The 23375-nt window shown below is 61.5% G+C and carries 23 protein-coding genes, 1 tRNA gene and 2 pseudogenes; 17 read left to right on the forward strand and 9 right to left on the reverse strand.

Going from position 1 to position 23375, the window contains the following annotated elements; all coding sequences use genetic code 11:
* Positions 1–18: 18 nt before the first annotated feature.
* The 4 genes from KJQ96_RS23850 to KJQ96_RS23865 are packed head-to-tail and all read left to right on the forward strand — an operon-like array spanning position 19 to position 3689.
* Positions 19–813 carry a WecB/TagA/CpsF family glycosyltransferase gene (locus tag KJQ96_RS23850; RefSeq protein ID WP_213288950.1) on the forward strand — a complete coding sequence of 265 codons (795 nt, stop codon included), beginning with the start codon at positions 19–21 and terminating at the stop codon, positions 811–813.
* A complete protein-coding gene (locus KJQ96_RS23855; RefSeq protein WP_213288951.1) occupies positions 810–2087 on the forward strand; it encodes a glycosyltransferase family 4 protein in 1278 nt (425 codons plus the stop codon). The genes KJQ96_RS23850 and KJQ96_RS23855 overlap by 4 nt, the downstream gene beginning before the upstream one ends.
* Positions 2050–3279 carry a glycosyltransferase family 4 protein gene (locus KJQ96_RS23860; protein ID WP_249734437.1) on the forward strand — a complete coding sequence of 410 codons (1230 nt, stop codon included), beginning with the start codon at positions 2050–2052 and terminating at the stop codon, positions 3277–3279. The genes KJQ96_RS23855 and KJQ96_RS23860 overlap by 38 nt, the downstream gene beginning before the upstream one ends.
* Positions 3276–3689 (forward strand): hypothetical protein, encoded by a 414-nt coding sequence (locus KJQ96_RS23865; protein ID WP_249734438.1) that lies wholly within the window; start codon positions 3276–3278, stop codon positions 3687–3689. Before KJQ96_RS23860 ends, KJQ96_RS23865 begins: the two co-directional genes overlap by 4 nt.
* A 36-nt stretch (positions 3690–3725) precedes the next feature.
* On the opposite strand, the gene KJQ96_RS23870 is transcribed toward KJQ96_RS23865, so the two are convergent.
* Positions 3726–4547, reverse strand: coding sequence for a class I SAM-dependent methyltransferase (locus tag KJQ96_RS23870; RefSeq protein WP_213288952.1), 822 nt, complete (start codon positions 4545–4547; stop codon positions 3726–3728).
* A 724-nt stretch (positions 4548–5271) separates the two neighbouring features.
* Between KJQ96_RS23870 and KJQ96_RS23875 the strand changes: the two genes are divergently transcribed.
* Entirely contained in the window at positions 5272–6177 is a 906-nt protein-coding gene (locus KJQ96_RS23875; RefSeq protein ID WP_213288953.1) for an amino acid ABC transporter substrate-binding protein, read from the forward strand.
* Positions 6178–6286: 109 nt separating this feature from the next.
* Here KJQ96_RS23875 and KJQ96_RS42080 read toward each other — a convergent pair.
* The 5 genes and pseudogenes from KJQ96_RS42080 to KJQ96_RS23895 form a co-directional block, all read right to left on the reverse strand.
* A pseudogene (locus tag KJQ96_RS42080) lies at positions 6287–6619 on the reverse strand (uracil-DNA glycosylase family protein); the annotation flags it as partial.
* 28 nt (positions 6620–6647) lie between these two features.
* A pseudogene (locus KJQ96_RS42085) lies at positions 6648–6893 on the reverse strand (uracil-DNA glycosylase family protein); the annotation flags it as partial.
* Between the two features lie 99 nt (positions 6894–6992).
* Positions 6993–7301, reverse strand: a complete 309-nt coding sequence (locus KJQ96_RS23885; protein ID WP_213288955.1) for a universal stress protein — start codon at positions 7299–7301, stop codon at positions 6993–6995.
* On the reverse strand, positions 7302–7820 hold the full coding sequence (locus KJQ96_RS23890; protein WP_213288956.1) for a hypothetical protein: 519 nt from the start codon (positions 7818–7820) through the stop codon (positions 7302–7304).
* Positions 7821–8135: 315 nt separating this feature from the next.
* On the reverse strand, positions 8136–8564 hold the full coding sequence (locus tag KJQ96_RS23895) for a CBS domain-containing protein (RefSeq protein WP_213288957.1): 429 nt from the start codon (positions 8562–8564) through the stop codon (positions 8136–8138).
* 755 nt (positions 8565–9319) lie between these two features.
* Here KJQ96_RS23895 and KJQ96_RS23900 point away from each other — a divergent pair.
* Positions 9320–9547, forward strand: a complete 228-nt coding sequence (locus KJQ96_RS23900) for an alpha/beta fold hydrolase (protein WP_213288958.1) — start codon at positions 9320–9322, stop codon at positions 9545–9547.
* A gap of 155 nt (positions 9548–9702) precedes the next feature.
* On the opposite strand, the gene KJQ96_RS41415 is transcribed toward KJQ96_RS23900, so the two are convergent.
* Complete coding sequence (locus tag KJQ96_RS41415; protein ID WP_213288959.1) at positions 9703–9960, reverse strand: DUF4167 domain-containing protein; 258 nt, start codon at positions 9958–9960, stop codon at positions 9703–9705.
* Between the two features lie 418 nt (positions 9961–10378).
* Here KJQ96_RS41415 and KJQ96_RS23910 point away from each other — a divergent pair, with 418 nt between their 5' ends.
* The 3 genes from KJQ96_RS23910 to KJQ96_RS23920 all read left to right on the forward strand — a co-directional run bounded on the left by KJQ96_RS23910 (position 10379) and on the right by KJQ96_RS23920 (position 14636).
* Entirely contained in the window at positions 10379–10936 is a 558-nt protein-coding gene (locus KJQ96_RS23910; protein ID WP_213288960.1) for a hypothetical protein, read from the forward strand.
* 135 nt (positions 10937–11071) lie between these two features.
* Positions 11072–13429 carry a TonB-dependent siderophore receptor gene (locus KJQ96_RS23915; protein WP_249734440.1) on the forward strand — a complete coding sequence of 786 codons (2358 nt, stop codon included), beginning with the start codon at positions 11072–11074 and terminating at the stop codon, positions 13427–13429.
* 22 nt (positions 13430–13451) lie between these two features.
* Positions 13452–14636 (forward strand): PepSY-associated TM helix domain-containing protein, encoded by a 1185-nt coding sequence (locus tag KJQ96_RS23920; protein ID WP_309142460.1) that lies wholly within the window; start codon positions 13452–13454, stop codon positions 14634–14636.
* A gap of 118 nt (positions 14637–14754) precedes the next feature.
* Here KJQ96_RS23920 and KJQ96_RS23925 read toward each other — a convergent pair.
* Positions 14755–14831: transfer RNA gene (locus tag KJQ96_RS23925), tRNA-Met, on the reverse strand.
* 331 nt (positions 14832–15162) lie between these two features.
* Between KJQ96_RS23925 and KJQ96_RS23930 the strand changes: the two genes are divergently transcribed.
* The 3 genes from KJQ96_RS23930 (at position 15163) to KJQ96_RS23940 (ending at position 18975) form a co-directional block, all read left to right on the forward strand.
* Positions 15163–16770 carry a GMC family oxidoreductase gene (locus KJQ96_RS23930; RefSeq protein WP_213288961.1) on the forward strand — a complete coding sequence of 536 codons (1608 nt, stop codon included), beginning with the start codon at positions 15163–15165 and terminating at the stop codon, positions 16768–16770.
* Positions 16771–17024: 254 nt separating this feature from the next.
* The gene (locus KJQ96_RS23935; protein ID WP_213288962.1) at positions 17025–17807 is read left to right on the forward strand and encodes an SDR family oxidoreductase; all 783 of its coding nucleotides are present in this window, start codon (positions 17025–17027) and stop codon (positions 17805–17807) included.
* Between the two features lie 163 nt (positions 17808–17970).
* Positions 17971–18975, forward strand: coding sequence for an NADPH:quinone reductase (locus KJQ96_RS23940; protein ID WP_213288963.1), 1005 nt, complete (start codon positions 17971–17973; stop codon positions 18973–18975).
* Here the strand turns inward: KJQ96_RS23940 and KJQ96_RS23945 are convergent.
* Positions 18938–19393: a DUF3775 domain-containing protein gene (locus KJQ96_RS23945; protein WP_213288964.1), complete on the reverse strand. Its 456-nt coding sequence runs from the start codon at positions 19391–19393 to the stop codon at positions 18938–18940. The genes KJQ96_RS23940 and KJQ96_RS23945 overlap by 38 nt on opposite strands.
* 117 nt (positions 19394–19510) lie before the next feature.
* Between KJQ96_RS23945 and KJQ96_RS23950 the strand changes: the two genes are divergently transcribed.
* The 5 genes from KJQ96_RS23950 (at position 19511) to KJQ96_RS23970 (ending at position 23362) form a co-directional block, all read left to right on the forward strand.
* Positions 19511–20362 carry an MBL fold metallo-hydrolase gene (locus KJQ96_RS23950; RefSeq protein WP_213288965.1) on the forward strand — a complete coding sequence of 284 codons (852 nt, stop codon included), beginning with the start codon at positions 19511–19513 and terminating at the stop codon, positions 20360–20362.
* Positions 20363–20553: 191 nt separating this feature from the next.
* Entirely contained in the window at positions 20554–21396 is an 843-nt protein-coding gene (locus tag KJQ96_RS23955; RefSeq protein WP_213288966.1) for a fumarylacetoacetate hydrolase family protein, read from the forward strand.
* Between the two features lie 158 nt (positions 21397–21554).
* Positions 21555–22169 (forward strand): glutathione S-transferase family protein, encoded by a 615-nt coding sequence (locus KJQ96_RS23960; protein ID WP_213288967.1) that lies wholly within the window; start codon positions 21555–21557, stop codon positions 22167–22169.
* A gap of 21 nt (positions 22170–22190) precedes the next feature.
* Positions 22191–22496, forward strand: a complete 306-nt coding sequence (locus KJQ96_RS23965; RefSeq protein WP_213288968.1) for a hypothetical protein — start codon at positions 22191–22193, stop codon at positions 22494–22496.
* Positions 22493–23362 carry an MBL fold metallo-hydrolase gene (locus KJQ96_RS23970; RefSeq protein WP_213288969.1) on the forward strand — a complete coding sequence of 290 codons (870 nt, stop codon included), beginning with the start codon at positions 22493–22495 and terminating at the stop codon, positions 23360–23362. The genes KJQ96_RS23965 and KJQ96_RS23970 overlap by 4 nt, the downstream gene beginning before the upstream one ends.
* Positions 23363–23375 lie beyond the last annotated feature (13 nt).

Consider the following 23375-nt stretch of genomic DNA (forward strand, 5'->3'; position numbering starts at 1 on the left):
TCATCAGCAGGAGTCGATATGTTGGAACCACCAGCGCAGTTGCAGCCGGGCCTCACTGTCGATGGAATAACGATCAATGTTCCCTCGCTTCCGGAAGCCGTGTCTTCGATCGTGTCGGCCGCGCAACATGGCGACAACTTCAGCGTCTGCACGCTCAATCTCGACCACGTTGTCCAGCTTCAGCACCATGCCAATTTTCGTGCGGCCTATCGCCGTGCCCGATTTGTCACCGCCGATGGGTTCCCCATTGTCGTGCTGAGCCGCCTTATGGGCGCGCCAATCGAACGCACGACCGGTGCCGATCTCGTCGAGCCGGTTTGCGCGGAAGCCCGCAAGAAAGGACTCCCGGTCTTTCTGCTGGGGGCGAACGATCTCACACTCAAGACAGCGGCACGGCGTTTGTCGGAACGATTCAAGGGATTGCAAATCGCGGGATGCTTTGCGCCGGGACCGGGATTCGATCCTTACTCCAGCGAGGCCGATGCTGCGATCGAGCGCATCCGAGCCTCGGGCGCCAGAATTTGCTTCGTCGCGCTGGGTGCGCCACGGCAAGAGCTGTTCGCGGCGCGATGCCTCGATGAACTCGATGGAACGGGCGTGTTGTGCATCGGAGCCGCACTCGATTTCATCGCCGGCACGCAAAACCGCGCGCCGTCCATCGCGCGCAAAACCGGGCTGGAATGGGCATGGCGCATGCTGCGCGAGCCGCGCCGGCTCGGCCCCCGCTATATCAAATGCATGACAGTCGTTCCGCGCCTCGTTGCGCGAACCATTCCGCAAATTGTTCAGGCACGCATGAGGAAAGCGGCATGACTTCAACATTGACCCTGGCGCTACGGGCGCGAAATGCCAACCGGATTAAGCCACGTTACCAGATCTGCCTGATCCACCCGTTCGATCCGCGCGGCGAGAAGGTCGGCGGCCTCGAAACATACATCCGCGATTTCATTACGTTCCATCCAACCGACACCGACATCCTTTTCATCGGCGTCGACTCGACGGGCGAGCTGGAGCTCGGCAAGCTTCACCGGATGACGTTCCGAGGCCGCGGCTTCGACTTCCTGCCGATCCTGCACTATTCGGACCAGCAGGCGCGCGAAGCGGCCCGCAGCGTTCGTACCTCGCTGACCGGGCAATTTTTCATGGCACTGCTCCGCCACTTCGGCCCGATCGCAAGGCTGATCCGCGCCAGGCGGTGCTCGGTCGATCTGCGGCGGGTGGAATTTTCCTGGTTGCCGGCGATCCTGCGGCTGCCGTTCGTGCAGATGCTTCACGGCGAGGGCGCGCCGAAATTGCAGATGGATTCGCTGCTGCGGAAATACGCCTTCGTCCACAATACCGGCGAGCGGTTTGCCGTCGCCATGAGCGAGAAATTTCTCTGCGTCAATCCGTTCATCACTGAGCGGCTGCAGCGGACCTATCCGCGCCGCAAGGACAAGATCGACACGCTCTGGACATGGGTCAACACGGATATCTTCAAGCCGCAACTCTGGCCGCTGAACTCTTCGCCGTTCCAGATCGTGTTCGCCGGCAGGCTCGATGAGTTCAAGGATCCACCGCTGATGTTTCGCACGATCGACCGCCTGCGGCGGCGATTGAACGGCGACGTGCGGTTTCACTATATCGGCACCAGTGATCCGCACCGATTCGAAGAGTTCGGCGCGATCGAAGACATCACCGTCCGCCACGGCTTCAAAGACGCCGCCGGCATGGCGGAGACGCTGGCAAGCGCGCATGCCGGCATCCTGACATCCGAATTCGAAGGCATGCCGCGCTGCGTGCTCGAGACCCTTGCGGTCGGCCGGCCGGTCGTCGCCATGCACCTGCCGCAGCTCGAACCCGTGATTCATTCTGGCGTCAGCGGCCATCTGGTGGCGCGAAGCGGCAGCCGTGACGACATGGCCGATGCGCTCGCGCAGCGGTTCGTCGACGTCCGGAATGCGATCGACGCGGGCACGATGAACCCGGTACAAATCGCCGACTCCATCCGGGCGTTCACGCCGGGCACGCAGCTTGCGCGAGTCTTCCGCTATCATCAGGAAATTCAGGATGCCCGCGGACTTGCCGCCGCGGCGCCGACTTACTGAGGGCGCCGGGTTGAACATCCTTCTGTTGACCAGCGAGTTCGCCCCCGCGATGGGAGGAATCGGGACTTACGCGCGCGAAATTGCGGCAGCGGCGAGCCGGCTCGGCGCCAAGGTCACCGTGGTGGCGCCGGACTACGCACGGCAGAATGCCGACAACGATCGCACTCTTCCTTTCGAGGTCGTGCGCTACAGCGGCGGCCTCCACTCCATGCGCGACATGCCGCGCAAGATCATGCTGACGCGCCGCGGTGTCCGCGGCGACCGATATGACGTGGTCCATGCCGCCGATTGGCCGTTTTTCATTCCGGTTGCGCTTTCGAGATGGCGAACGCAGGCGCGGGTATTGATGACGGTGCATGGCACCGAGATCAACGAAACGCAGACGACGCTGAAGCGCATGGCGATCCGCGGCGCCGGCGTGTTCGGACCGCGGACGGAGATCGTCGCCAACAGCGGTTTTACCGAGACGCTGTTCCGCGAGCGGTTTGCCGTCGACCCGCGCCAAATCAGCGCGATCAATCTCGGCGTATCGGAGTTCTGGTTCGGCGGCCGACGGACGCGCCGGGAGATTCGCCTGGCCCATCGTCTGCCGGAAGACCGGCTGGTGATGATCACGGTCGCGCGCATCACGCGCCGCAAGGGACATCATCTGACGCTGGCCGCCTTGTCTCAGCTTCCGGACGATCTGCGCAATCGCATCACGTGGCTCGTGATCGGCCCGGACGGCGAAGCCGATTATGTCGATGCTCTGCGGCGCGACGCCGAAGCGGCGGCCTGCGACATTCGTTTCCTCGGCCCGCAATCGAACGAGGACATCCGCGATCTCTATGCGGCCTCGGATTTCTTTTGCCTGACGGGTCTCCCCGACACGACCGGCCGGGTGGAAGGATTTGGATTGGTCTATCTCGAGGCCGGGGCCGCCGGCCTGCCGAGCGTCGCGACCGACGTCGGCGGCGTGCCTGACGCCGTGCTCGCCGACGAGACTGGAACTCTCGTGCCGCCGTCGGCCGAGAGCATATCACAGGCGATCGCAGAGCTGGCCGCCGATCGGAATCTGCGCGCCATTCTCGCGGCAGGCGCGTCATCCCATGCCCGCGCCCTTTCATGGGAACGATGCGCAGCGATAACCTATGGCCTGCCCTACACCGGCAAGCCGGCATCTGCAGACCGCGCCATCGGATTAACGGCATGAGGCTGCTGGTCGCGACCGCGATGCTGCTGACGCTCGCGAACGGTGCAGCGCGGGCGGACAGCGAGAATTGCCGCAAGAGCCGCGAGTATCTCCTGGGAACGCCCGGCGGCGACCTCTCCCTGACGCCGCAGGCCTATAACGACCTGTTCAAGATCTGCATCGCGGCATCAGCCATGCCCAACGTAAAGGATGCGTATATCCTGCGCGATGGCGGCATCGCCGTGGTCCCCAAACAGGACAGCGTTTCAGCGACGGCAGCCACGCTGGCTCAGTTCTGCGACGCCTATCCTCGCGGCGTGCTCCGCTTCATCACCAGCAAGGAAAAGCTTTCCATCCGCTCCGTGACCGACGTCGCACGGATGTCGTCGACCTCGTCCACGCCATGCAAGAAGATTAAAGGCGTTTCCTAAAGGCGTCTCCTAGAGTCGCGCGCCATCCGTCGAAACTCACTTCTGGCGGTCGTAGTAGTCGGGCATGTCATGCGGATCCATTGCCTGTTCGGCCCTGCGGCCCAGAAAGAAGAAGCCGCTGGCGGCATCTGCTGCGGCCCGGCCGCGACCGAACGCATCGAGATATCTGATCCAGAAGAACGGCAGCACGACCAGGCGTGACAGCTTGTTGCCCGCGCCGAGTGCGCGCGCGAAATAGCGGATCGACCATTCAAGCGCCACACCGGCGCCGCCGACCGGCCCGGCGTTGATCTCGGAAAATCGCCTGAACAGCCAGCGGTGACCGCTCTGCGTGAAACGCGAGAAATCATAGGCCCGCTCGTGCACCTGCTGCATGAACGGCGTCTCCGCATAGACCAGGCCTTCCAGCCGCAGCACTCGATGCAGCTCGGCAACGACCGTTGCGGGCTCCAGCACGTGTTCCAGCACCGCCTGCACCCAGACGCCGTCGAATACGCCATCTTCGAAGGGTAGACTGTGGGCGTCAGCCACCAGCACGGTGTGTGGCGAAGCGTAGACGTCGGTGCCGACAAGCTCGATGGAATCGTCCCGGTAGAGTTCGTCTGCGCCCAAACCGATCGTTCCGCCACCGACAACGAGTACAACTGGTCGTCTCGACTCCCGCTTCAACAGCTCGATGAACATTGCGCTGTTGGCGACCGCAACCGGATTGCCTCCAAAGGTAAGGCGATGCAGCCGCGATCCAAGGGAACGGCGACTGACGTCCCGCTGCAGCGCCGAGCCATTCTGGTCCTCGTACATCCTGCGTTCAAAAATGCTGGCTGCGAAATCGATCAGCACCGGCTGCGCGCCGATCATCGGAAACCCGGCTCTGCTATAATCGCAGGCACGGTTCGAGCAGGTTGGCCGTGACCACACGTTCCGCAGCGGCGACGAGCAGCGAGGACAGCGAATGCGCTTCTTCCAGTGCGTGGGTTCCGTATTCGCTACCGAATGATCGACGGCAGAAAGCTGCAAAGAAGGACCTCATATGTCATTTCTTCTGCCCTGCCCCGCTCATGACTCTCAATCGATGCTATTTCGAATGCAACGACAGCGCAACAATGCGGGACCGGGAACAATTCGGATGGTTGCAATTGGATGTCGCAGGAAGCTGCAGCCAGATGCCACCGTGAGGGCTTGCGAGAACGCAACGCACAAACCCGCCCTGCTGTTTCGAACAAATTCTAGGATTTGTCGAAAGTCTTCCAGCCGGCTCGTTTCGCGTCGCCTGGTTGACGACATCGGCCTCAGCCGACGAAACCCGGCATCTGCCCGATCAGATGAAGAGCAGGTGGTCCGATATCAGGTGCGTACCGCCGCTGAGCGCGATGGGAACTTCGCGTCGGCTTGCTGTCGCTGCGGTTCACCATTTCCATTTCGATCGTCCGGGCGCTGCGCGGCTGCTCATGGAGCCGCCAATGCGGCTCGCCGATAAAATTGGTTGATAGCTGCTAGAAGCAACCTTTGATCCCTCACGAGAACAATATCGGCTAAGACTGGGGTCCTCACAAGAACTGTCGATGTCTATGGAGTGAAGACGATGCGCCTGTCTGCGGCGATGATTGCGGCTACCTTGATGGCCGTGCCTGCGAATGCAAGCGAACTGACCGGAACGCTCCAGAAGATCAAGGAGACGAACAGGATCATCCTCGGCATTCAGGAAGCTTCGGTGCCTTTCAGCTATCTGGACGGCGATCAAAAGGCGATTGGATATGCCGTCGACATCTGCATGAGGATCGTCGACGCGGTCAAACGCGACCTCAAAGTCTCGACTGTTGCCGTCGAAACGCTTGCCGTCACGTCATCCAATCGCATTCCGCTCATGATGAATGGGACAGTCGACCTTGTCTGCTCTTCCACCACAAACAACGCAGAGCGGCAGCGCCAGGTGACGTTCACAAATTCGCATTTCCTGTCGGCAACCCGTTTTGCTGCAAGGAAGTCCGACAACATCACGATGATCGACCATCTGAAGGGCAAGCCCGTTGTTGCCATATCCGGCTCGACCAACATGGTGCAGCTTAACCAGGTCAATAGCACGCGAAATCTCGGCATCGCAGTGCTGGCCGCCAAAGATCAAGCGGAGGCTTTTCTCATGCTGGAGACAGGACGCGCGGCCGCCTACGTCCTCGATGACGTGCAACTCGCCGTCGCGATCGCGCGATCAAAGGATCCGTCCGCCTACGTGATCAGCGAGGAAGCCCTGTCCAGGGCCGAGCCTTACGGGATCATGCTGCGTAAGGACGATGCACCGTTCAAGACCGTGGCCGACCGAGCGACCGCGGATCTATACAGAAGCCCGGAGATCGAAACGATCTACCGGAAGTGGTTCGAATCGCCGGTGCCGCCCAACGGCCTCAGTTTCAAGACTCCGATGTCACAGGTCTTGCGCAAGGCATTCGCGCATCCGTCGGACAGCCCAGACCCGGCAAGCTACGAGCGCTGAGGACCCGCGGCAAGCATGAGATCCCGAAATGTCGGAAGCGAGGACATCATTTATCCTCGGCTCGATGGAGCCAAGATGCAATCGAACTCAGGTCCATAAGCGCAACCCGCTAAACAGCCTTCGAACCCTCGGGAGAATGCTGCCTGCTTCGAGCGCTATTTGAGTACATTGCCGATACTTTCCAGGCTCGGCGCAGATCCGCGACCATCTTACGCCAAGCGTCGCCGTTCGACCCGCCGAAGCGGCGGACGTAGGCCGGGTGAAAAGTGATTTGCAGGGGACGGCCATCAAATTGGAGCTTTGGTTTGCGAGACGCTCCGATCGAACGCGACGTCCTGAATAGGCGAGCCGCCGTGCTGCCGAGCGCAACGACTACGCGCGGTTTGGAGCGCCGGATGTCCGTTAGCACCGCGGCGCCGTAATGATTGATTTCCTCGATAGTTGGAGCGCGATTGCGCGGCTTGGATTTTTTTCGTGCGTTCTATAGGGCGAAATGGAATCACGTTGGCCAAACGCAGTTGTCTGCGGTCGATCCCAGCCTGCTCGAGCAGTTTGCGCAACGCGCAGCCAGCCGGCCCGACAAAGGGCCTGCCCTGCTCAGCTTCTTCGGCGCCAGGTGCCTCGCCAACCAAGTATAGCCGCGGCTGCCGAAAGAGACCCTCGGGCGCGACCCGGCGCCGATCGAGTCGCTTGTTGGCAGCGCTTGTCTCGGCCATCGGTATCTACATTTGCCAAAGCTTGGTAACGCGAATGTCGTTCGGCCGCCTCATTTTGCTTTTGCGAGTGATGACGTACGCATCCCCCAAACCGAGCCTTTAATGCGACATCAGTACCGGAACGGTCATCGTGTCGAGAATGCCGCGCGTCACGCCCCCGAGGATGAACTCGCGCAGCCGCGAATGGCCGAAGCCGCCCATTACGATAAGGTCGGCTGATAGATCTGCCGCATGCGACAGGATTACGTTTGTGATATCGGTCCGATCGGCGGTGAGCGCCTTGATGCTGAAGTTCAAGTCGTGGCGCGCCAAGTGTCTGCCAACGGCCGCCAGGGATTCTTCGGCTTCCCGACCCTTGTTGCCTACGTTGATCACCTCGATCGACTTCGCGCGCTCCAATAACGGCATTCAGTCCCCGAGCGCCCGCGCGGCAGTGCGGCTCCCGTCCCAGCAGACGAGAATGCAGCCGAGCTTTATGCCGTCCTTTTGGATACTGGGTACGACGACGATAGGCCGTCCGGATTCAAACATCGCTGCTTCAGCGGCAAGACCCGTGGAGGTCGTCAATTCGGGCTCGGCCTGCGCAACGATTGCAAGATCGAACGTCCGCGCAATTCGGCCAAACGTCCTTGGGATTCCTTCAATGCTGGTCTCGACCATCTGCGCCTCGGCAGGAAGATGAGCCTGCGCCGCTGCCTGTTTGAATCTTTCGATGGCCCCGTTTGCTGCCCTGGCGCTCTCTTCGCGCAAGGACTCGATTACGTCGGCCGGAACGGCCTCCATGCCGCCGGCCACAATCGCTGGGGAGTGACACATTGCGATCCCTGCAATCTGGGCGTCGAACATCCTGGCGACGGAGATCGCGTACGCTGCCGCAGGATCGCGAGAATTGGCGGTCGCCAAGTTGACGACAATATCCCGAATCACGGCCAGCCTCCTCATGATGAGCTGCCCCGTGGGGCAAAGGGCTTGCGAGTTCGTTCGTGCGAACGGCCGCTCAAAACGGAGAACTCCGGGCGGCCCGCATTAGTTCCGAGCGCAAGGTCTCAAAGCGGAATGGTTCGGCCGAGCAGGTTGCTACTGCATAAAATTTTGGGAAGGCGCTGACGATGGCGACCGCGATCGCGACACCGTCACCGCGCGCATCGTCGATTTGGCGTGCACAGGCGTGATCACGCGCGTGCATTGCGCGACAGTCGGCGTGGACCCGAACCCGAAATGGGCGGCATCAAACGCTCGCCACTAGCGCCGCTCCTTGTCAGTAGGCTCCGAGATGCCCTTGAGAGCATTTTGCGCCGCATCCTGTTCAGAGCGGCCGAGATCCGCGAGGGCAACAACCCCAACCAATCGCTTGTCCCGGTTCAATACCGGAAGGCGGCGGACCTGATGCTCTGCCATGACGCGGGCCGCTTGATCCACGTCTTCGTCTTCGAAGCAGTAGCAGATGCCGTCCGACATGACTTCACGCACAGTCGTGTTGCTGGCGGAGCGCTCTTCGGCGACTGCGCGGACGACGACGTCGCGGTCCGTCACCATGCCGATCAGCCGGTCATTCTCGCCGACCGGCAAGGCCCCGATATTGTCGGCGCGCATCTTTCGCGCTACGTCGCGGACCGTCATGTTCGGATCTGCTAGTTGCACTTTGGTTTGCATAACTTGCTGCACTTGCATGGCTGTTCTCCTCAACACGAGTTGTAGGATAACGCACTACCCGGCCGCGTTGTTGCCTCACCGGGTCATGCCGACGCACGAGCCGCCTGCCGTTCAGTGACCAGATCGCCCCCAACTGGCTTCTGGCGTTGCTCGCCTCCGCTCCGGATCGCAGCGGCTGTGAGATAGTTTGATCGCTTCACTCATGGGGAATGCGGCCCGCTCGCGAGTTCCGTCCGATCACTTGGGCCTTTTTGGATAACCGGTCCCGGGCGGCGCGGTTCCGACCAGCTATCGCTAGGTGATTTCGCGCCGGTCTGTGCAATTAGCCCATTGTCCGACGCAACCCCACGGAAAATGGAACGGTCATGCCGTCTGTCGATTGAACCCGTTGTTTAGTCGGGAGGCGGTTTAGCATGGCCAAGAGCAAAAAGCAGGCTCAAGCGCTCGCCATCAAGCTATCGCGCGAACGGCGGGCGGGGAAGCGGGTCCCGGCCCCACCAAAGGGGCGTTCCTCCAAGGAGACGAGACGGCGGGCACAGCGCGATCTTGAGATTGGACGGACGCGCGCAAAGCGCGGCGCCGCGAGAAAGAACAGCATAAAGCAGCGTTAGACATCTCCTTAATGACAGACAAAGGACTCTGAGGCGGCAGGGCATATGCATCAGGGAAAGGTCGCCATCCCGGGAGAGCTTTCTCGGCCGAGAAGCGGATGCGAACCGATTGTGCGACATAGATACCGCTTGGCAGTATCCCCCATTTTGAGAGCGCGTGAGATGCGCTTCAAGGAATTCTTGAGGCACAAACTTCAAATCCCGGTACTCGCGCTGGCCGGCGAGCGAAGTAATGGGCAGAAGGAAATCGAGATGGCGAAGGAGGTCGCCGACGACGTGCGTGGAGCCGTCGCGCCGGAGACCGGACATTGGTTGCCCGATGAAAATCCGCGCTTCGTCTCGCAGAGGCTCATTGCGTTCTTCGCCGAAACGACGGGCAAGTCTCGTTGAGGCAAGTCCGAGCAGAGGATCGGAAGTCCGGTGGCCAAAAATTACACGGCGGCTCGAATGGCGCTGAGCGTGCCGTGAAACCGCCTGGGCGGAACGCTCTTTCAAGATAACGAAGTTTCCGTCCTTAGGTCCGCTATTACAGAACGATTGCTCGATCATCCGCTGTGTCCCAGCCGCGGCTTGGGCAAGTTTGCCGGCTGTGAGAGCCGCCCTCCGTGCGCCTCATCGTGCATCGACCGCAAATAGTGTTCGGCGTGCTGAAGATAGTTTTCCGCTGCGATCAGATCTCCCTTCAGCGCTTCAGCGCGCGCCAACTCTACGTAGCGCTCGTAATTCCTTTGTGCGTTCTGAGACTGCCTCGGGAGGCGGGTCCTGACGACTTTGTTTTTCGGTGACCGTGTTCTTCTCGCCATTGTGCTAGCTGTAAAATTGATCTGCGGCGCAAGGCTATCGCCGACGACGCGCTCTGGTCCGGGCTGCCTTTTTGGCTGCCGCTGACCGCTTCGCCGGGCCTTTGGTCTTTACGGCCTTCCGAGCCGCCGCTGAGCGGGCCGAGGCGGAGCGACGCGAGGCGGCGCTTCGTGCTTGTTTCGACAGTGCCGCACGCGACGCTGTGCTGCGTGGCTCACGCTTGAGGGTCTGCGATACAGCACGTGACACGCGCGGCTGGCGTCGGGTCTTTCGCTTGCCCTGGCCCGCCTCATAGGCGTATTCGGCGCTTTTGCGGGTCCTTGCCTTGGCCTTGCCTTTTGCCGGCGGACGAAGCGGGACGCCCGCGCGCCGTGCCTTGGATAGGCCGATTGCAATCGCCTGCTGTGGCGATCTCGCTCCATGTTGGCCGCGGCGGACTTTGCGAATTTCCTCGTGCACAAACTCGCCCGCCTGGGTGGTTGGCGATTTGCCTGCGCGCTTGGCCCGCTTGGCCTTCTGCACTGTTTTCCGCTCTGGCATGATCGTCTCCAATTGGTGGTGCATCGCCCCGCGAAACGGCTTTGCCAGTGGCCGTTCTCTCAAGAAACTAACGTCCCACCACCCGAAATGGTCCCGCAGGCGCGAAGCTCTGACCGAAGCGCTCAACGGGTCGAAAGCGACAAAAGCTGTGCGAGGCCTGATCGAACGGATCGTTCTGCGCCTGGGCTCACGCGGGAAACGTTCTCCTTCAGTTCCATCGCAGGAACTTTCATCGCTGAACGTCAGGCTTCGCGGCGGGGGATCGGCGCGCTGCATTGCTGCACCGAGCTTGATCGCTCGAAGCTCGGCATCAAGCGGCGTCTACCGCAGATCGTCTGGCGAGTTGAGACGAGCCAGCATTCAGGAAATCCAAACCACCGCGAGCACTCCTGGCGCAGCGCTATGCTCAAGTTGTTGCCACGGCCTGGCGTGCGCTGACGGCTGGGATCGCCGGTGCGTATCCCGCCGGCGTTGTGACTGCGTGTTCAGCTACGCTTAGCGAGAATCGTCGCCGTCTTTGGTCGATAAAAATACAACATCCAACAAAAACGAACGCCGTTTTGAAGGCTTCTAATGCCCGAAGCATGTCTGCTCGTCAAACGATTCAGTAAGAGGCCCACACGAGGACCATCAATCGGGGTGAGGATGAATCTTTCGACGAAGAAGCTCTACTGTGCCGTTTGTTGTGGCACGGCGAGTTACCTGGCACTGTCCTTTCAATTAGTACAAGAAGTTCACGCAAGAGAACCAGTCTCCTTACCTGCCGTCACGATTGACTCACCAAAACGTCAAGCCGTACGACGTCCACAGCCTCAGCAGGGCACAAGGAGCACGCGCGTCCTTGCTCCACGCGTTGCGGCTCCAGCGAGCCAGCGCGAGGCTATCCCATATCTCACGCCTTCGACCGGCACCATTGGTCAGCCGCCGGCTCCCTATGCGGGCGGCCAGGTCGGGACCACCACACGCGTCGGCATGTTAGGCAATCGCAATGTCTTCGATACGCCGTTCAACACGACGGGCTACACGGACAAGCTTATCCGCGACCAGCAGGCCAACACCATCACCGACGTCACCGACAACGATCCCTCGGTGCGCACGAACTCTCCACGCTACAGCGGACTCGATGGATTCTTGATCCGCGGCTTCCCGGTCTTCGCGAGCGACATCGCGTTTGACGGCCTCTACGGCATCACCGATACGCGCCGCCCTGCTCTTGAACCCATCGAGCGCGTGGAGATCCTCAAGGGACCAAGCGCCTTGTTGTATGGGATTTCACCGTTCGGAAATATCGGCGGCACCATCAACCTGATCCCGAAGCGCGCCACTGACGATCCGATCACGCGATGGACTACGAGCTTCGTGTCCAACGGAAATGTTGGGTCGGCGATCGATTTCGGCCGGCGCTTTGGCGCCAACAAAGAATGGGGCGTTCGCGTCAATGGCGCCTATCGCGATGGCCGGACGCCGATCGACTTCCAGACGGATGGGTTCGGTGTCGGCGCGGTTGCTCTCGACTACCGCGGCGAGCGCTTCCGAGCCACCGTCGATTTCGGTTACCAGCAGCAGGACCTGAACGCTCCTACACGCGTGCGGCAAGTGAACTTGGGATTTCCGATCCCGGTTTCGCCCTCGCTCACGATCAACCAGCAGCAACCCTGGGAATACTATAATTCCGACCATCGATACGCTGCGGTCCGCGCCGAATATGACCTCAACGATTTCTGGACGCTGTATGCAGCCTACGGTCGCAGCCGATCCAAGGAGGTTTTCTTTGGTGGAACTGTGCGGATAACAAATGCACTGGGCCAGTTCACGTCACAGCCGGCCCTCACCGTGCAGGATGCCGATCGCGAGACTGGCGAGATCGGACTACGCGGCCGTTTCACCACCGGAGCGGTGAAACATTCCACCGTGGTTGCGACAACCGGGCTGTGGCAAGACAGCGGAACTGCCACCACCAATATCGGACCATCGATCACGTCGAACCTCTATAATCCCGTTTACGTGGCTCCGCGTAGCGCGGCTGGCCTGTCGCACAACGCGCCACTTTCTGCGCAGCGGATCAATCAAAGCGTCGCGATCGCGGATACGATGTCGATCCTCGATGATCGCGTGCTTCTCACACTGGGCGGGCGTTGGCAGGGGATCGACGTCACCAACTTCAACACGACCACAGGTGCCGTGACCTCACGCCCGCAGAACGAGGCGATCACCCCTGCGGTGGCTCTCGTGCTGAAGCCAATCAGCAATCTGTCGCTCTACGGCAACTACATCGAAGGCTTAACGTCGGGCGGAACGGCGCCGACCGAGGCCGTCAATCGAGGTCAAGTCTTTCCTGCGATCGTAACCAAGCAGATCGAGGTCGGTGCCAAGTATGACTTCGGGATCTTGGGGGTTACTGTGGCGGCGTTTGAGATCACGCAGCCCAACGGCATCACCGATCCGACGACCAGGATCTTCTCGGTTGACGGCGAGCAGCGCAATCGTGGATTGGAGTTCAACACCTTCGGCGAGGTCGCCCCGGGAATGCGCCTGCTCGGTGGCGTGGCCTTCCTCGATGGCGTGCAGATCAAGACGTCTGGTGGCCGCTTCGACGGCAAAACCGCGGTCGGGGTGCCAGATATCCAATTCAACCTCTATGGCGAATACGATCTGCCCTTCTGGCAGACATCGGGAGTCGTGACCCTGACCGGGCGGGTCATTTACACCTCGCCGCAGTATTACGATCAGGGGAACACGCAGCAGATTCCGGACTGGGTTCGGACCGACATCGGAGCACGCTACGTCACCAAGATTGACGGCAGGCCGCTGACGTTGCGGGCGGCGGTCGAAAACGTCTTCGGTCTGGACTACTGGGCGACGACGGGACGTGGCTTTTTGACTCCGGGCACACCGCGCACCTACCGGCTCTCGGCGAGCATCGACTTTTGAGGCGCCGTGAGACAGTGATGTTGTGAACGACCTTTCAGGAACGAAAGTAGCAGCCGCCTGGGCGCCCATGAAGGCGGCCAGGCTGCGCGTTGCGCTCGTCTGGCTCCACCGATGGGTTGGCCTCAGCCTCGGTGTCCTCCTCGTGGTGGTCGGGCTTACGGGCAGCTTCATCGTCTTTTATCGCGAGATCGATGCGGCATTGAATCCGAGCCTCTACACCCCGGCCGGACCTCAGCACCATCTTGAGGCCGCCGAGGTCATGCGGATTGCGGCCACCGTGGATTCGGCGCCGATCCGATCCGTCATTGCACCTGACCAGACTTGGCCGGTCTGGGTCGTCATGCACTCCCACCCGACGGAGAAAGGTCGGTATCCGAGTCTCTGGACCACCATGATCGACCCTTCGAATGGGAAGGTGCTCGGCCGGCGCGACTACACCAACTGTTTCGCATTCACCGTCTATCGCGTGCACTACAATCTGCTGCTCCATGACTGGTGGGGCAGCGAGCTTGTCGGAGTGATCGGCTTCGTGCTGCTCGGGATGGCTTTCTCGGGCCTGTATCTGTGGTGGCCGAAGCGAGTCCGGTTCTGGCGCTCAGTCTCGATCCGCAGGCACGTGTCCGCGCAACGCCTTATGCTCGATCTGCACAACATGGCAGGCTTCTGGAGCCTACCGTTGCTTGCTCTGATCTCCGTTACGGGTATCGGTATCGTGTTTCCCGGTGTCATCCGCCCCGTAGTCGGCCTGGTCTCGACGGCCACTCCTTATCCGTCGCCGACCATCAAGCCTCCACCGCCAAACGGAGCCGCACGATTGTCTGCTGATGCGATCGTTCTCGCGGCGCGCGCCGCCAAGCCCGGCTACGACATAGCGCAATTGAATCCGCCGAGCGAGACCCGCAACACCTGGCGTGTCCTGTTGCGACCGCCTGGCTCCAGTCCAGCCCTTCGCACTCGCGGTGCCATCTGGCTCGATCCCTGGACGGGTGCACTCGCGCACGACCGCACGCCCGATTCCATGTCGCTGGGCGACCGCTATATGACCGAACAGCTCTGGCTCCATAACGGATCGAGCTTCGGCTTGCTCGGCCGTCTTCTTGTCTTTGCTTCCGGCTTCGTGCCGCTCATTCTCTTCGTCACAAGCTTTCAGGTTTGGCGATCCAGAAGGAGGCACAGAACAAAAAGAGGCGATGCGCGAAGCTCATGAGTGTGCCCTCGTTCAATGGAGCGAATGAGCTCCGAACGTGCGTACGAACGGATGCGCGAGCACCGACGCCGCTCTTCCAAAACGAACGCCGCCAAGTCGTTGACCTGGCGGCGTTGTCTGGTTGCGGGGGCAAGATTTGAACTTGCGACCTTCAGGTTATGAGCCTGACGAGCTACCGGGCTGCTCCACCCCGCGTTAAACCGTTGCACTGCCTTCGAAAAACCGGGACCCGACGTGAAAGCCGGCCAACGCGTGGTTGCGCCGATCAATCCCGTCCGGAGGCTTCCTGAGAAGGCGACCCGGGCAAGGCCATCGGGTGCGAGGGGTATGTATCAACGTCACCCCGCTTTGGAAAGGGGCAAGAAGGGGCTTTTGCAGATTTTATGACAGCAAAAACGAGGGGTTGGAGCGCCAAAACCTGCCTTTGGAACCGCTCTTGCCATAAACGCCGCAAAAGCGGAGTTTTTGCGCCCAAAGCCGCGGCCCATCAGGTCGCCAGAACAAAAATCCGGGAGGGGGCATGGGCGTGACCGATACTTTCGATTTCGTGGTGGTGGGTGGCGGCTCCGGTGGCTGCACGGTGGCGGGACGGCTGTCGGAGGATTCGAAGACGTCGGTGGCGCTACTCGATGCCGGCGGCCGGAACGACAATTGGGTGGTCACGACGCCGTTCGCGCTCGTGCTGATGGTCGCAGGCCCCGTCAACAACTGGGCCTTCAGCACGGTGCCGCAGAAGGGCCTCAACGGACGCATCGGCTATCAGCCGCGCGGCAAGGGGCTCGGCGGCTCCTCGGCGATTAACGCGATGGTCTATATCCGCGGCCACCGCGCCGACTATGATCAATGGGCCTCGCTCGGCAATACCGGCTGGTCGTTCGCCGACGTGCTGCCCTACTTCAAGCGCGCCGAAGACAATGCCGATTTTAACGGCGAATATCACGGCAAGGGCGGTCCCCTCGCGGTCAACAAGTCGCGCACCGGCAATCCGGTGCAGCAGATTTTTCTGCAGGCGGCGCAGGAAGCTCAGTTTCGCCTGCGCGAGGATTTCAACGCCGACGAACACGAAGGCCTCGGCATCTATCAACTGACACAGAGGAACGGCGAACGCTGCAGCGCCGCGCGCGCCTATATCCACCCGCATATGGGACGCCGCGCCAACCTGCGTGTCGAGACCCATGCCCACGCCACCCGCCTCCTGTTCGAAGGCAAGCGCGCGGTCGGCGTCGAATACCGGCAGGGCAAGGAGCTGAAGCAGATCCGCGCCCGGCGCGAGGTGATCCTCTCCGCCGGCGCGTTCCAGACGCCGCATGTTCTGATGCTGTCGGGCATCGGCGACAGCATCGAGCTTGCAAAGCACGGCGTCGCCACCGTGCATCACCTGCCTGGCGTAGGACAAAACCTGCAGGATCACCCGGATTTCGTGTTCGGCTACATGTCCGACAATCCCCACTTCAACGGCATTTCACTTAAAGCGCTGCCGCGGCTGCTGCGGGCCATCCGACAGTATCGCCGCGAACGCACCGGGCCGATGACATCGAATTTCGCCGAATGCGGCGGCTTCCTGAAAACCCGGCCCGATCTCGACATCCCCGACATCCAGCTTCATTTCGGCATGGCGATGGCCGGCGATCACGGCCGCAAGCGCCATCGCGGCACCGGCTTCACCTGCCACGTCTGCCTGCTGCGGCCGAAGAGCCGCGGTAGAATTTCGCTGCTCGGTGCCGATCCATTTGCGCCGCCGCTGATCGACCCGAATTTCTTCGGTGACGCGGACGACCTGGAAGCCATGGTCGCCGGCTTCAAGACCACGCGCCGGCTGATGGAGACGCCGGCGCTGTGCGCGTTGCAGAAGAAGGAGATGTTCACGGAAGGCGTGCATAGCGATGACGATATCCGCGACGTGTTGCGCGCCCGGGTCGACACCGTCTATCACCCGGTCGGCACGGCCAAGATGGGCGTCAATGATCCCATGGCCGTAGTCGATCCGAAGCTGAAAGTGTACGGCGTCGGGGGATTGCGCGTGGTCGATGCGTCGATCATGCCGACGCTGATCGGCGGCAACACCAATGCACCGACGATCATGATCGGGGAAAAGGCCGCCGACATGATCAGAGCGGAGATGCGGGCGGTTTGATTGTCCGTCATTGCGAGAATCGTAGAGTGGGCAAAGCGAAGGGTGCCCACCATGGCAGTATCGATGCGGATGGATGGTGGGCACGGCGCAAGGGCGCCTTTGCCCACCCTACGATTCTCGCATGATGAGAGAGCCGTTTCCGGGATCGCAATGCATTATCCGCACGCCTTCCCGCCTTATCACCGGCATCCGACTTGGCTAGAGTGGCCGCATTGGACTACAAGAACACCATCTGACGCAACGGGAGAGAAAAAGTGGATCTTGGGATCAAAGGCCGCCGTGCCATTGTCTGCGCATCGAGCAAGGGCTTGGGCCGCGCCTGCGCCATGGCGCTGGCCAATGAGGGCGTGCACGTCACGTTGACCGCGCGCGGCGCGGAGGCGCTAAAGAAGGCGGCCGACGATATCCGCAAGGCCAGCCCCGGCGTCACGGTAACCGAGATTGTCGGCGACATCACGACGTCCGCCGGCCGCGAAGCCGTGCTGAAGGCCTGTCCCGAACCGGACATCCTGATCAACAATGCCGGCGGCCCGCCGCCCGGCGATTTCCGCAACTGGACCCGCGACGACTGGATCAAGGCGATCGACGCCAACATGCTGACGCCGATCGAACTGATCAAGGCGACGGTGGACGGCATGATGGCGCGGAAATTTGGCCGCATCGTCAATATCACCTCGGCGGCGGTGAAGGCGCCGATCGACATATTGGGGCTTTCCAACGGCGCGCGTGCCGGGCTCACCGGCTTCATCGCGGGACTGTCGCGCAAGACCGTGATCAGCAACGTCACCATCAATGCACTGCTGCCGGGACCGTTCGACACCGACCGCCTGCGTGGTGTGGGGAAAGCAGAAGCCGAGAAGCGCGGCATCCCGCCGGACCAGGTGTTTGCCGAGCGCGCCAAGCAAAACCCAGCCGGGCGGTTCGGCGATCCGGACGAGTTCGGCTACGCCTGCGCCTTCCTGTGCGGCGCCAAGGCCGGCTTCATCACCGGCCAGAACATTTTGCTCGACGGCGGTGCATTCCCCGGCACGCTCTAGTGCCGCCGATTTGAAGTTCCCGTCATTCGCCGCGAGACCGATTGGGAACTTCAAATCGATAAGCGGCACTAGAACACATGAGTCTTTCTAGCGCCCTCTTGCTTTCCGAAGTTCGCGAAAGAATGCGCCGCGAAAGCTCACGAACTTCGGAAAGGGGCGCTAGATGAAAGCAGTCTGGTACGAGCGAACGGGGCCAGCACAGGAAGTGCTGACCTATGGCGAGATGCCGACGCCGGTGGCTGGCCCGGGCGAAGTTCGGGTGCGGCTGGAGGCGTCCGGCGTCAATCCCGCCGATGTCGGCCGCCGCGGCGGCGGCTACCGGCCGATGGAATATCCGCGCGTTATTCCGAACAGCGATGGCGCCGGCATCATCGATCAGGTCGGCGACGGCGTCACGCGGCTCAAGGTCGGCCAGCGGGTCTGGCTGTTCAACGGCCAGCGCAATGGCCGCGCGTTCGGCACTGCGGCTGAATATATTGCGCTCGCCGAACACCTGGTGACGCCGCTGCCGGACGATCTGTCGTTTGCCGAAGGCGCCACGCTGGGCATTCCCGGCATGACGGCATGGTGCTGTCTTTATTGCGACGGTCCGATCGTCGGGCAGACCGTGCTCGTCACCGGCGGTGCCGGCGCGGTCGGGCACTATGCCGTGCAGCTCGCCAAATGGGGTGGTGCCAAGGTGATCGCGACCGTCAGTTCGGCAGCCAAGGCCGAGCAGGCACGTCTCGCCGGCGCCAACCTCGTCGTCAACTACAAGACGGAGGACGTTGTTGCGAAGGCGATGGCCTTCACCGGGCAGCGCGGCGTCGACCGCGGCGTCGATGTCGATTTCGGCGGCAATATCGCGACCACGCTGAAACTGATGGGCACCAATTCGACGATTGCGGTCTACGCCACCAACGGCAACCGCACGCCGGTCGTACCAATGCGCGAAGTGATGGAGAAATGCATCGCGGTCCGCGCGCTCGTGCTGTTTGCGCTGCCGCTGCCGCTACTGGCGGCCGCGCAGGCCGACATCACGGAATGGCTGTCGGCAGGCCGGCGCATCCACAACCTCGCCGCGCAGTTTGCACTCTCGGACACCGCGCTGGCGCACCTTGCAGTGGAGAAAGGCGACAAGCTGGGCACCGTTATCGTGGATTGCGCTCGTCTTCTTCCCGCTGGCTGACACCGGAGGAATCCGCCGTCGTTCGCTCCTCGTTCCAGGTAAGGCCGAACTCGTCGAGCCCCTGCGCCAGCAAATCTCCAAGCATCGGCTCGCCGAGAAGATAGCGCGCGGTGTTGCGGTCACGCTGGTCGGCCGCTTCTGCACGTAGATCCTCCCACTCCTCGATGGTGGCGTCGCCACGCCCCAGTCGCATCAGGGCGACGAGATCGACCCTCTCGTCCTCGGAAAGCGCGTTGATGAAGCCGGTGATCTCGCGGAGGACCGGATCTTTTCCGTTGTCCTGCAGCACGTCGATCATGTCGTCATCGCCCGCATTCGACCCTGAATCCGGATCGGACTCCCCTTCCTTGACGTCGAACTGCCGGGCTTTCTCGATCAGAAAGCCGATTTTTTCGGGCGAAATCGTGAGTTCTGGCATCGCATGTTCCTCATACGGGCTATGCGATAACGCCGAACGCTGTCGGATGATCCATTGCACCGGCAGATGGAAACCCGCATCCTCGCCCGAACAATCAGAAACGAGAGGACGCGCCGGATGCACTGGAACGTGGGTAGGGTCAGGATCACGAGAGTTGTCGAAATTGAGACTGTCGGCAGCACCCGTTTCATTCTTCCGCTCGCGACCAACGAGAAAATCCAGAAACTGCCTTGGCTGATCCCGCAATTTGCGACCGAAGAGGGCCGGCTGAAAATGTCGATCCATTCGTTCCTGGTCGAGACTCCGTCGCGCCGGATCATCGTCGATACCGGCCTCGGCAACGACAAGCAGGGCCGCAATGTGCCGACCTGGAACAACCGAAAGCACCCATTCCTCGACATGCTGACAGCGGCGGGCTTCCCGCCCGACAGTATTGATACCGTGCTATGCACGCACCTGCATGTCGACCATGTCGGCTGGAACACGAAACTCATTGACGGCAAATGGGTGCCGACCTTCGCCAATGCCCGATATGTGTTCGGCAGAGGCGAATACGAGCACTGGCGCGACCACAGCGATGCGCCGGATAACCGCGCCGTGTTCGACGATTCCGTGAAGCCGATCGCCGACGCCGGCAAATCCGAGCTCGTCGCCAGCGATGCCAGATTGACGGATGAAATCACGCTGATCCCGACCCCCGGCCACAGTCCCGGCCATATGAGCGTCCACATCAAGTCGGACGGCGAGGAAGCCCTGCTGACGGGGGACGTCGCCCATCATCCGTGCCAGATGGCGCATCTCGACTGGTTCTCGACCGCCGATTCCGATCCCCGGCAGTCGGCCGAAACCCGACGTGAACTGTTTTCGCGCTTCGCCGACACGCCGACGCTGGTGATTGGCGGGCACTTCAGTGCCGGTCACATCAAGCGCGATGGCGATGCTTTTAGGTTCATTGCGCTGAATCGGTAGGGGTGGGCAAAGCGAAGCGTGCCCACCCTTCATTGCCGCTGGTGACATGGTGGGCACGGCGCAAAGCGCCTTTGCCCACCCTACCCTGCGCTTTCGGCAGTTGAATTTCCTGCGCCGCTGTTCCAAGAAGCGTCTGAAGTCTTACGGAAATCCCCCGAAATCCTCAAGAAAACCCCGCAGGGAGCGATAAAATGAAGCTTGTTCGTTACGGCGCCAAGGGTGCGGAAAAGCCCGGCCTGATCGATAAATCCGGCCAGTTGCGCGATCTTTCCGCCCACCTCAGGGATCTCGACGGGGATGCCTATGCGCCGGCCTCGCTGGCTAAGCTGGCGGCGCTGGATACCTCCAAGCTTCCCGCCGTCGACGGCAAGCAGCGCCTGGGCGCGCCGGTCACCGGCATCTCGAAATTCGTCGCGATCGGCCTGAATTACAGCGACCACGCCAAGGAGACGGGATCGCCGATCCCGACCGAGCCGATCTTCTTCCTGAAGGCCAACACTGCGCTCTCTGGCCCGAACGATGCGGTCGAGAAGCCGCGCGGCTCCACCAAGCTTGACTGGGAAGTCGAGATCGCCGCCATCATCGGCACCCGCGCCAAATATGTCTCGGAGGCCGACGCGCTCAACCACATCGCCGGCTACTGCGTCTGCAACGACGTCTCCGAGCGCAATTTCCAGATCGAGCGGCTCGGTCAGTGGACCAAGGGCAAATCGCACGATACGTTCGGCCCGCTCGGCCCGTGGCTGGTCACGAAGGATGAAATCCCCGACGTGCAGAATCTGTCGATGTGGCTCGATGTCAACGGCAAGCGCTGCCAGACTGGTTCGACCTCGACCATGATCTTCTCTATGGCGAAGTGCATTTCCTACGTCTCGCAGTTCATGACGCTGTTGCCCGGCGACATCGTCACCACCGGCACCCCACCGGGCGTCGGCCTCGGCATGAAGCCGCCGACCTTCCTCAACGTCGGCGACGTCGTCACCCTCGGCATCGAAGGGCTCGGCGAGCAGCGCCAGGAAATCATCGCGGCCTAGACGTCATACCCCGCGAATGCGGGGTATCCAGTACGCCGCGGCACTGGTGAGTAAACCGAACGGCCGCAGCGTACTGGATCATCCGCTTTCGCGGATGATGATATCGAGTGGTCGTCATCGCCGGACAAAACAAGAAGAAGCCTCCGAGGAACTCCCGCATGAAACTCACCTTCTCTCCCGCCTCGCCGTTCGCCCGACAAGTCCGCATCGCCGCGATCGAGACCGGCCTGATCGATCGAATCGAATTCACTCCGGCGACGGTTGCTCCGGGCCAACCCAATGAAGAGTATTCGAAGATCACGCCGCTGAAGAAACTGCCGGTGCTGATCCTCGACAATGGCGACGTCATTCTCGATTCCTACGTCATCGTCGAATATCTCGACGAGCTCGCCGGCGGCGGAAAGCTGATCCCCGCATCCGGGCCTGAGCGGTGGAAGGTGAAGAGCGACCATTCCCTGCTGCAGGGCATGCTCGATTCCATGCTGCTGTGCCGCTACGAAAAGATGGTGAGGCCGGAAGGGCTGCGCTGGGACGCCTGGCACGACGACCATTGGAATCGTGCGTGGGCCGGCATGGCGCGGTTCGAGAACAAGCCCGACGTGCTGTCCGGTCCGTTCAACGTTGCGCAGATCGGACTGGTTTGCGTGCTCGGTTATGCCGATTTCCGCTTTGCCGATTGCGGCTGGCGCAAAGCCTATCCGAAGCTCGATGCTTTCCATCAGAGGATGATGGAACGGCCGTCGGTGAAAATCTCGGTGCCACCACCGGCGTAACCAAACAACGGAGACGGCAGCATGCGCGAGGTTGGCAGAAAATTGCGGCACCTCGGCTTCGCTGCCGTTTTCGCGCTCGCCGCATCCGGCGCATCCGCCCAGCTACAGGAATTCTCAACCGACCAGCGCAACCTCGCCTGCGGCAGCCCAACCGCGACTGGCGACGGTTGGCTGACTGCTGGCGACCGGCAAATCGTTTCGGTCAAATGGATCGAGCAATCAGTCACGCCGCGTTTTCGGGCGATCGGTTATTTCGGCGACCTGCCAACTTCATTATTTCTTACATCCCGGACAACAACGCACGACAATTCAGCAGGAAAACCATGAGCCTGAAACTCACCGTCGGCGATCTCACCATTCACCGTATCATCGAGCAGGAAACCACCTTCCTGCCGGCTTTGGAGATGCTGCCGGGGTTGACGCCGGAGGTTCTGGCGGAGCACCGCCCGTGGATGCAGAGGAGCGGCGCGCTCGACGACAGAGATGTGCTGATCCTCTGCTTCCAGTCGTATGTCGTGAAGACCCCGCACCACACCATCCTGATCGATAGCTGCATCGGCAACGACAAGCCGCGGCCGCAGCGTCCGAAGTGGAACATGAAAACGGATGGTACCTATATGCGCGGTCTCGCAGCGGCCGGTTTCTCCGTCGAAGACATCGACTACGTCATGTGCACGCATCTGCATGTCGACCATGTCGGCTGGAACACGCGGCTCGACAATGGCCGCTGGGTGCCGACATTCCCGAAAGCGCGCTACGTGTTCGACAAGACCGAATTCGACTACTGGACCGAGACGCACGCGAAAACGCCGGTGCCGCCGTTTGGCGACAGCGTGCTGCCGGTCGTCGAGGCGAAACAGGCCGAAATCGTCCGCAGCGATTTTGCGATCGGCGATCACACCCGCATCCTGCCGACCCCGGGCCATACGCCCGGCCATGTCGCCTTCACCTTCGGCCGCGGGAAGGATGATGCCGTGTTCTCGGGCGACCTGATACATTCGCCGCTGCAGACGCGCTATCCGGAATTATCCATGAAGTTCGACGTCGACCAGACACAAGCGGCGAAAACGCGGCGCGACTTCCTGGAGCGCTACTGCGACACCGATACGCTGTGCTGCACCGCGCATTTCCAGTCGCCGTCGGTCGGGAAGATCCGGCGCGTGGGCAATGGATTCTCCTGCGAGGCGATATGAGTTCGAACCCATC

It is taken from the genome of Bradyrhizobium sp. sGM-13 (assembly GCF_018398875.1).
Classification (GTDB): Bacteria; Pseudomonadota; Alphaproteobacteria; order Rhizobiales; family Xanthobacteraceae; genus Bradyrhizobium.

What these genes read in the sequence shown, in the direction of transcription:
- KJQ96_RS23850 (WP_213288950.1), top strand. Translation starts at nt 19, where the DNA reads ATGTTGGAACCACCAGCGCAGTTGCAGCCGGGCCTCACTGTCGATGGA.
- KJQ96_RS23855 (WP_213288951.1), top strand. Translation starts at nt 810, where the DNA reads ATGACTTCAACATTGACCCTGGCGCTACGGGCGCGAAATGCCAACCGG.
- KJQ96_RS23860 (WP_249734437.1), top strand. Translation starts at nt 2,050, where the DNA reads ATGCCCGCGGACTTGCCGCCGCGGCGCCGACTTACTGAGGGCGCCGGG.
- KJQ96_RS23865 (WP_249734438.1), top strand. Translation starts at nt 3,276, where the DNA reads ATGAGGCTGCTGGTCGCGACCGCGATGCTGCTGACGCTCGCGAACGGT.
- KJQ96_RS23870 (WP_213288952.1), bottom strand. Translation starts at nt 4,547, where the DNA reads ATGATCGGCGCGCAGCCGGTGCTGATCGATTTCGCAGCCAGCATTTTT.
- KJQ96_RS23875 (WP_213288953.1), top strand. Translation starts at nt 5,272, where the DNA reads ATGCGCCTGTCTGCGGCGATGATTGCGGCTACCTTGATGGCCGTGCCT.
- KJQ96_RS23885 (WP_213288955.1), bottom strand. Translation starts at nt 7,301, where the DNA reads ATGCCGTTATTGGAGCGCGCGAAGTCGATCGAGGTGATCAACGTAGGC.
- KJQ96_RS23895 (WP_213288957.1), bottom strand. Translation starts at nt 8,564, where the DNA reads ATGCAAGTGCAGCAAGTTATGCAAACCAAAGTGCAACTAGCAGATCCG.
- KJQ96_RS23900 (WP_213288958.1), top strand. Translation starts at nt 9,320, where the DNA reads ATGCGCTTCAAGGAATTCTTGAGGCACAAACTTCAAATCCCGGTACTC.
- KJQ96_RS41415 (WP_213288959.1), bottom strand. Translation starts at nt 9,960, where the DNA reads ATGGCGAGAAGAACACGGTCACCGAAAAACAAAGTCGTCAGGACCCGC.
- KJQ96_RS23910 (WP_213288960.1), top strand. Translation starts at nt 10,379, where the DNA reads ATGTTGGCCGCGGCGGACTTTGCGAATTTCCTCGTGCACAAACTCGCC.
- KJQ96_RS23915 (WP_249734440.1), top strand. Translation starts at nt 11,072, where the DNA reads ATGCCCGAAGCATGTCTGCTCGTCAAACGATTCAGTAAGAGGCCCACA.
- KJQ96_RS23940 (WP_213288963.1), top strand. Translation starts at nt 17,971, where the DNA reads ATGAAAGCAGTCTGGTACGAGCGAACGGGGCCAGCACAGGAAGTGCTG.
- KJQ96_RS23945 (WP_213288964.1), bottom strand. Translation starts at nt 19,393, where the DNA reads ATGCCAGAACTCACGATTTCGCCCGAAAAAATCGGCTTTCTGATCGAG.
- KJQ96_RS23950 (WP_213288965.1), top strand. Translation starts at nt 19,511, where the DNA reads ATGCACTGGAACGTGGGTAGGGTCAGGATCACGAGAGTTGTCGAAATT.
- KJQ96_RS23955 (WP_213288966.1), top strand. Translation starts at nt 20,554, where the DNA reads ATGAAGCTTGTTCGTTACGGCGCCAAGGGTGCGGAAAAGCCCGGCCTG.
- KJQ96_RS23960 (WP_213288967.1), top strand. Translation starts at nt 21,555, where the DNA reads ATGAAACTCACCTTCTCTCCCGCCTCGCCGTTCGCCCGACAAGTCCGC.
- KJQ96_RS23965 (WP_213288968.1), top strand. Translation starts at nt 22,191, where the DNA reads ATGCGCGAGGTTGGCAGAAAATTGCGGCACCTCGGCTTCGCTGCCGTT.
- KJQ96_RS23970 (WP_213288969.1), top strand. Translation starts at nt 22,493, where the DNA reads ATGAGCCTGAAACTCACCGTCGGCGATCTCACCATTCACCGTATCATC.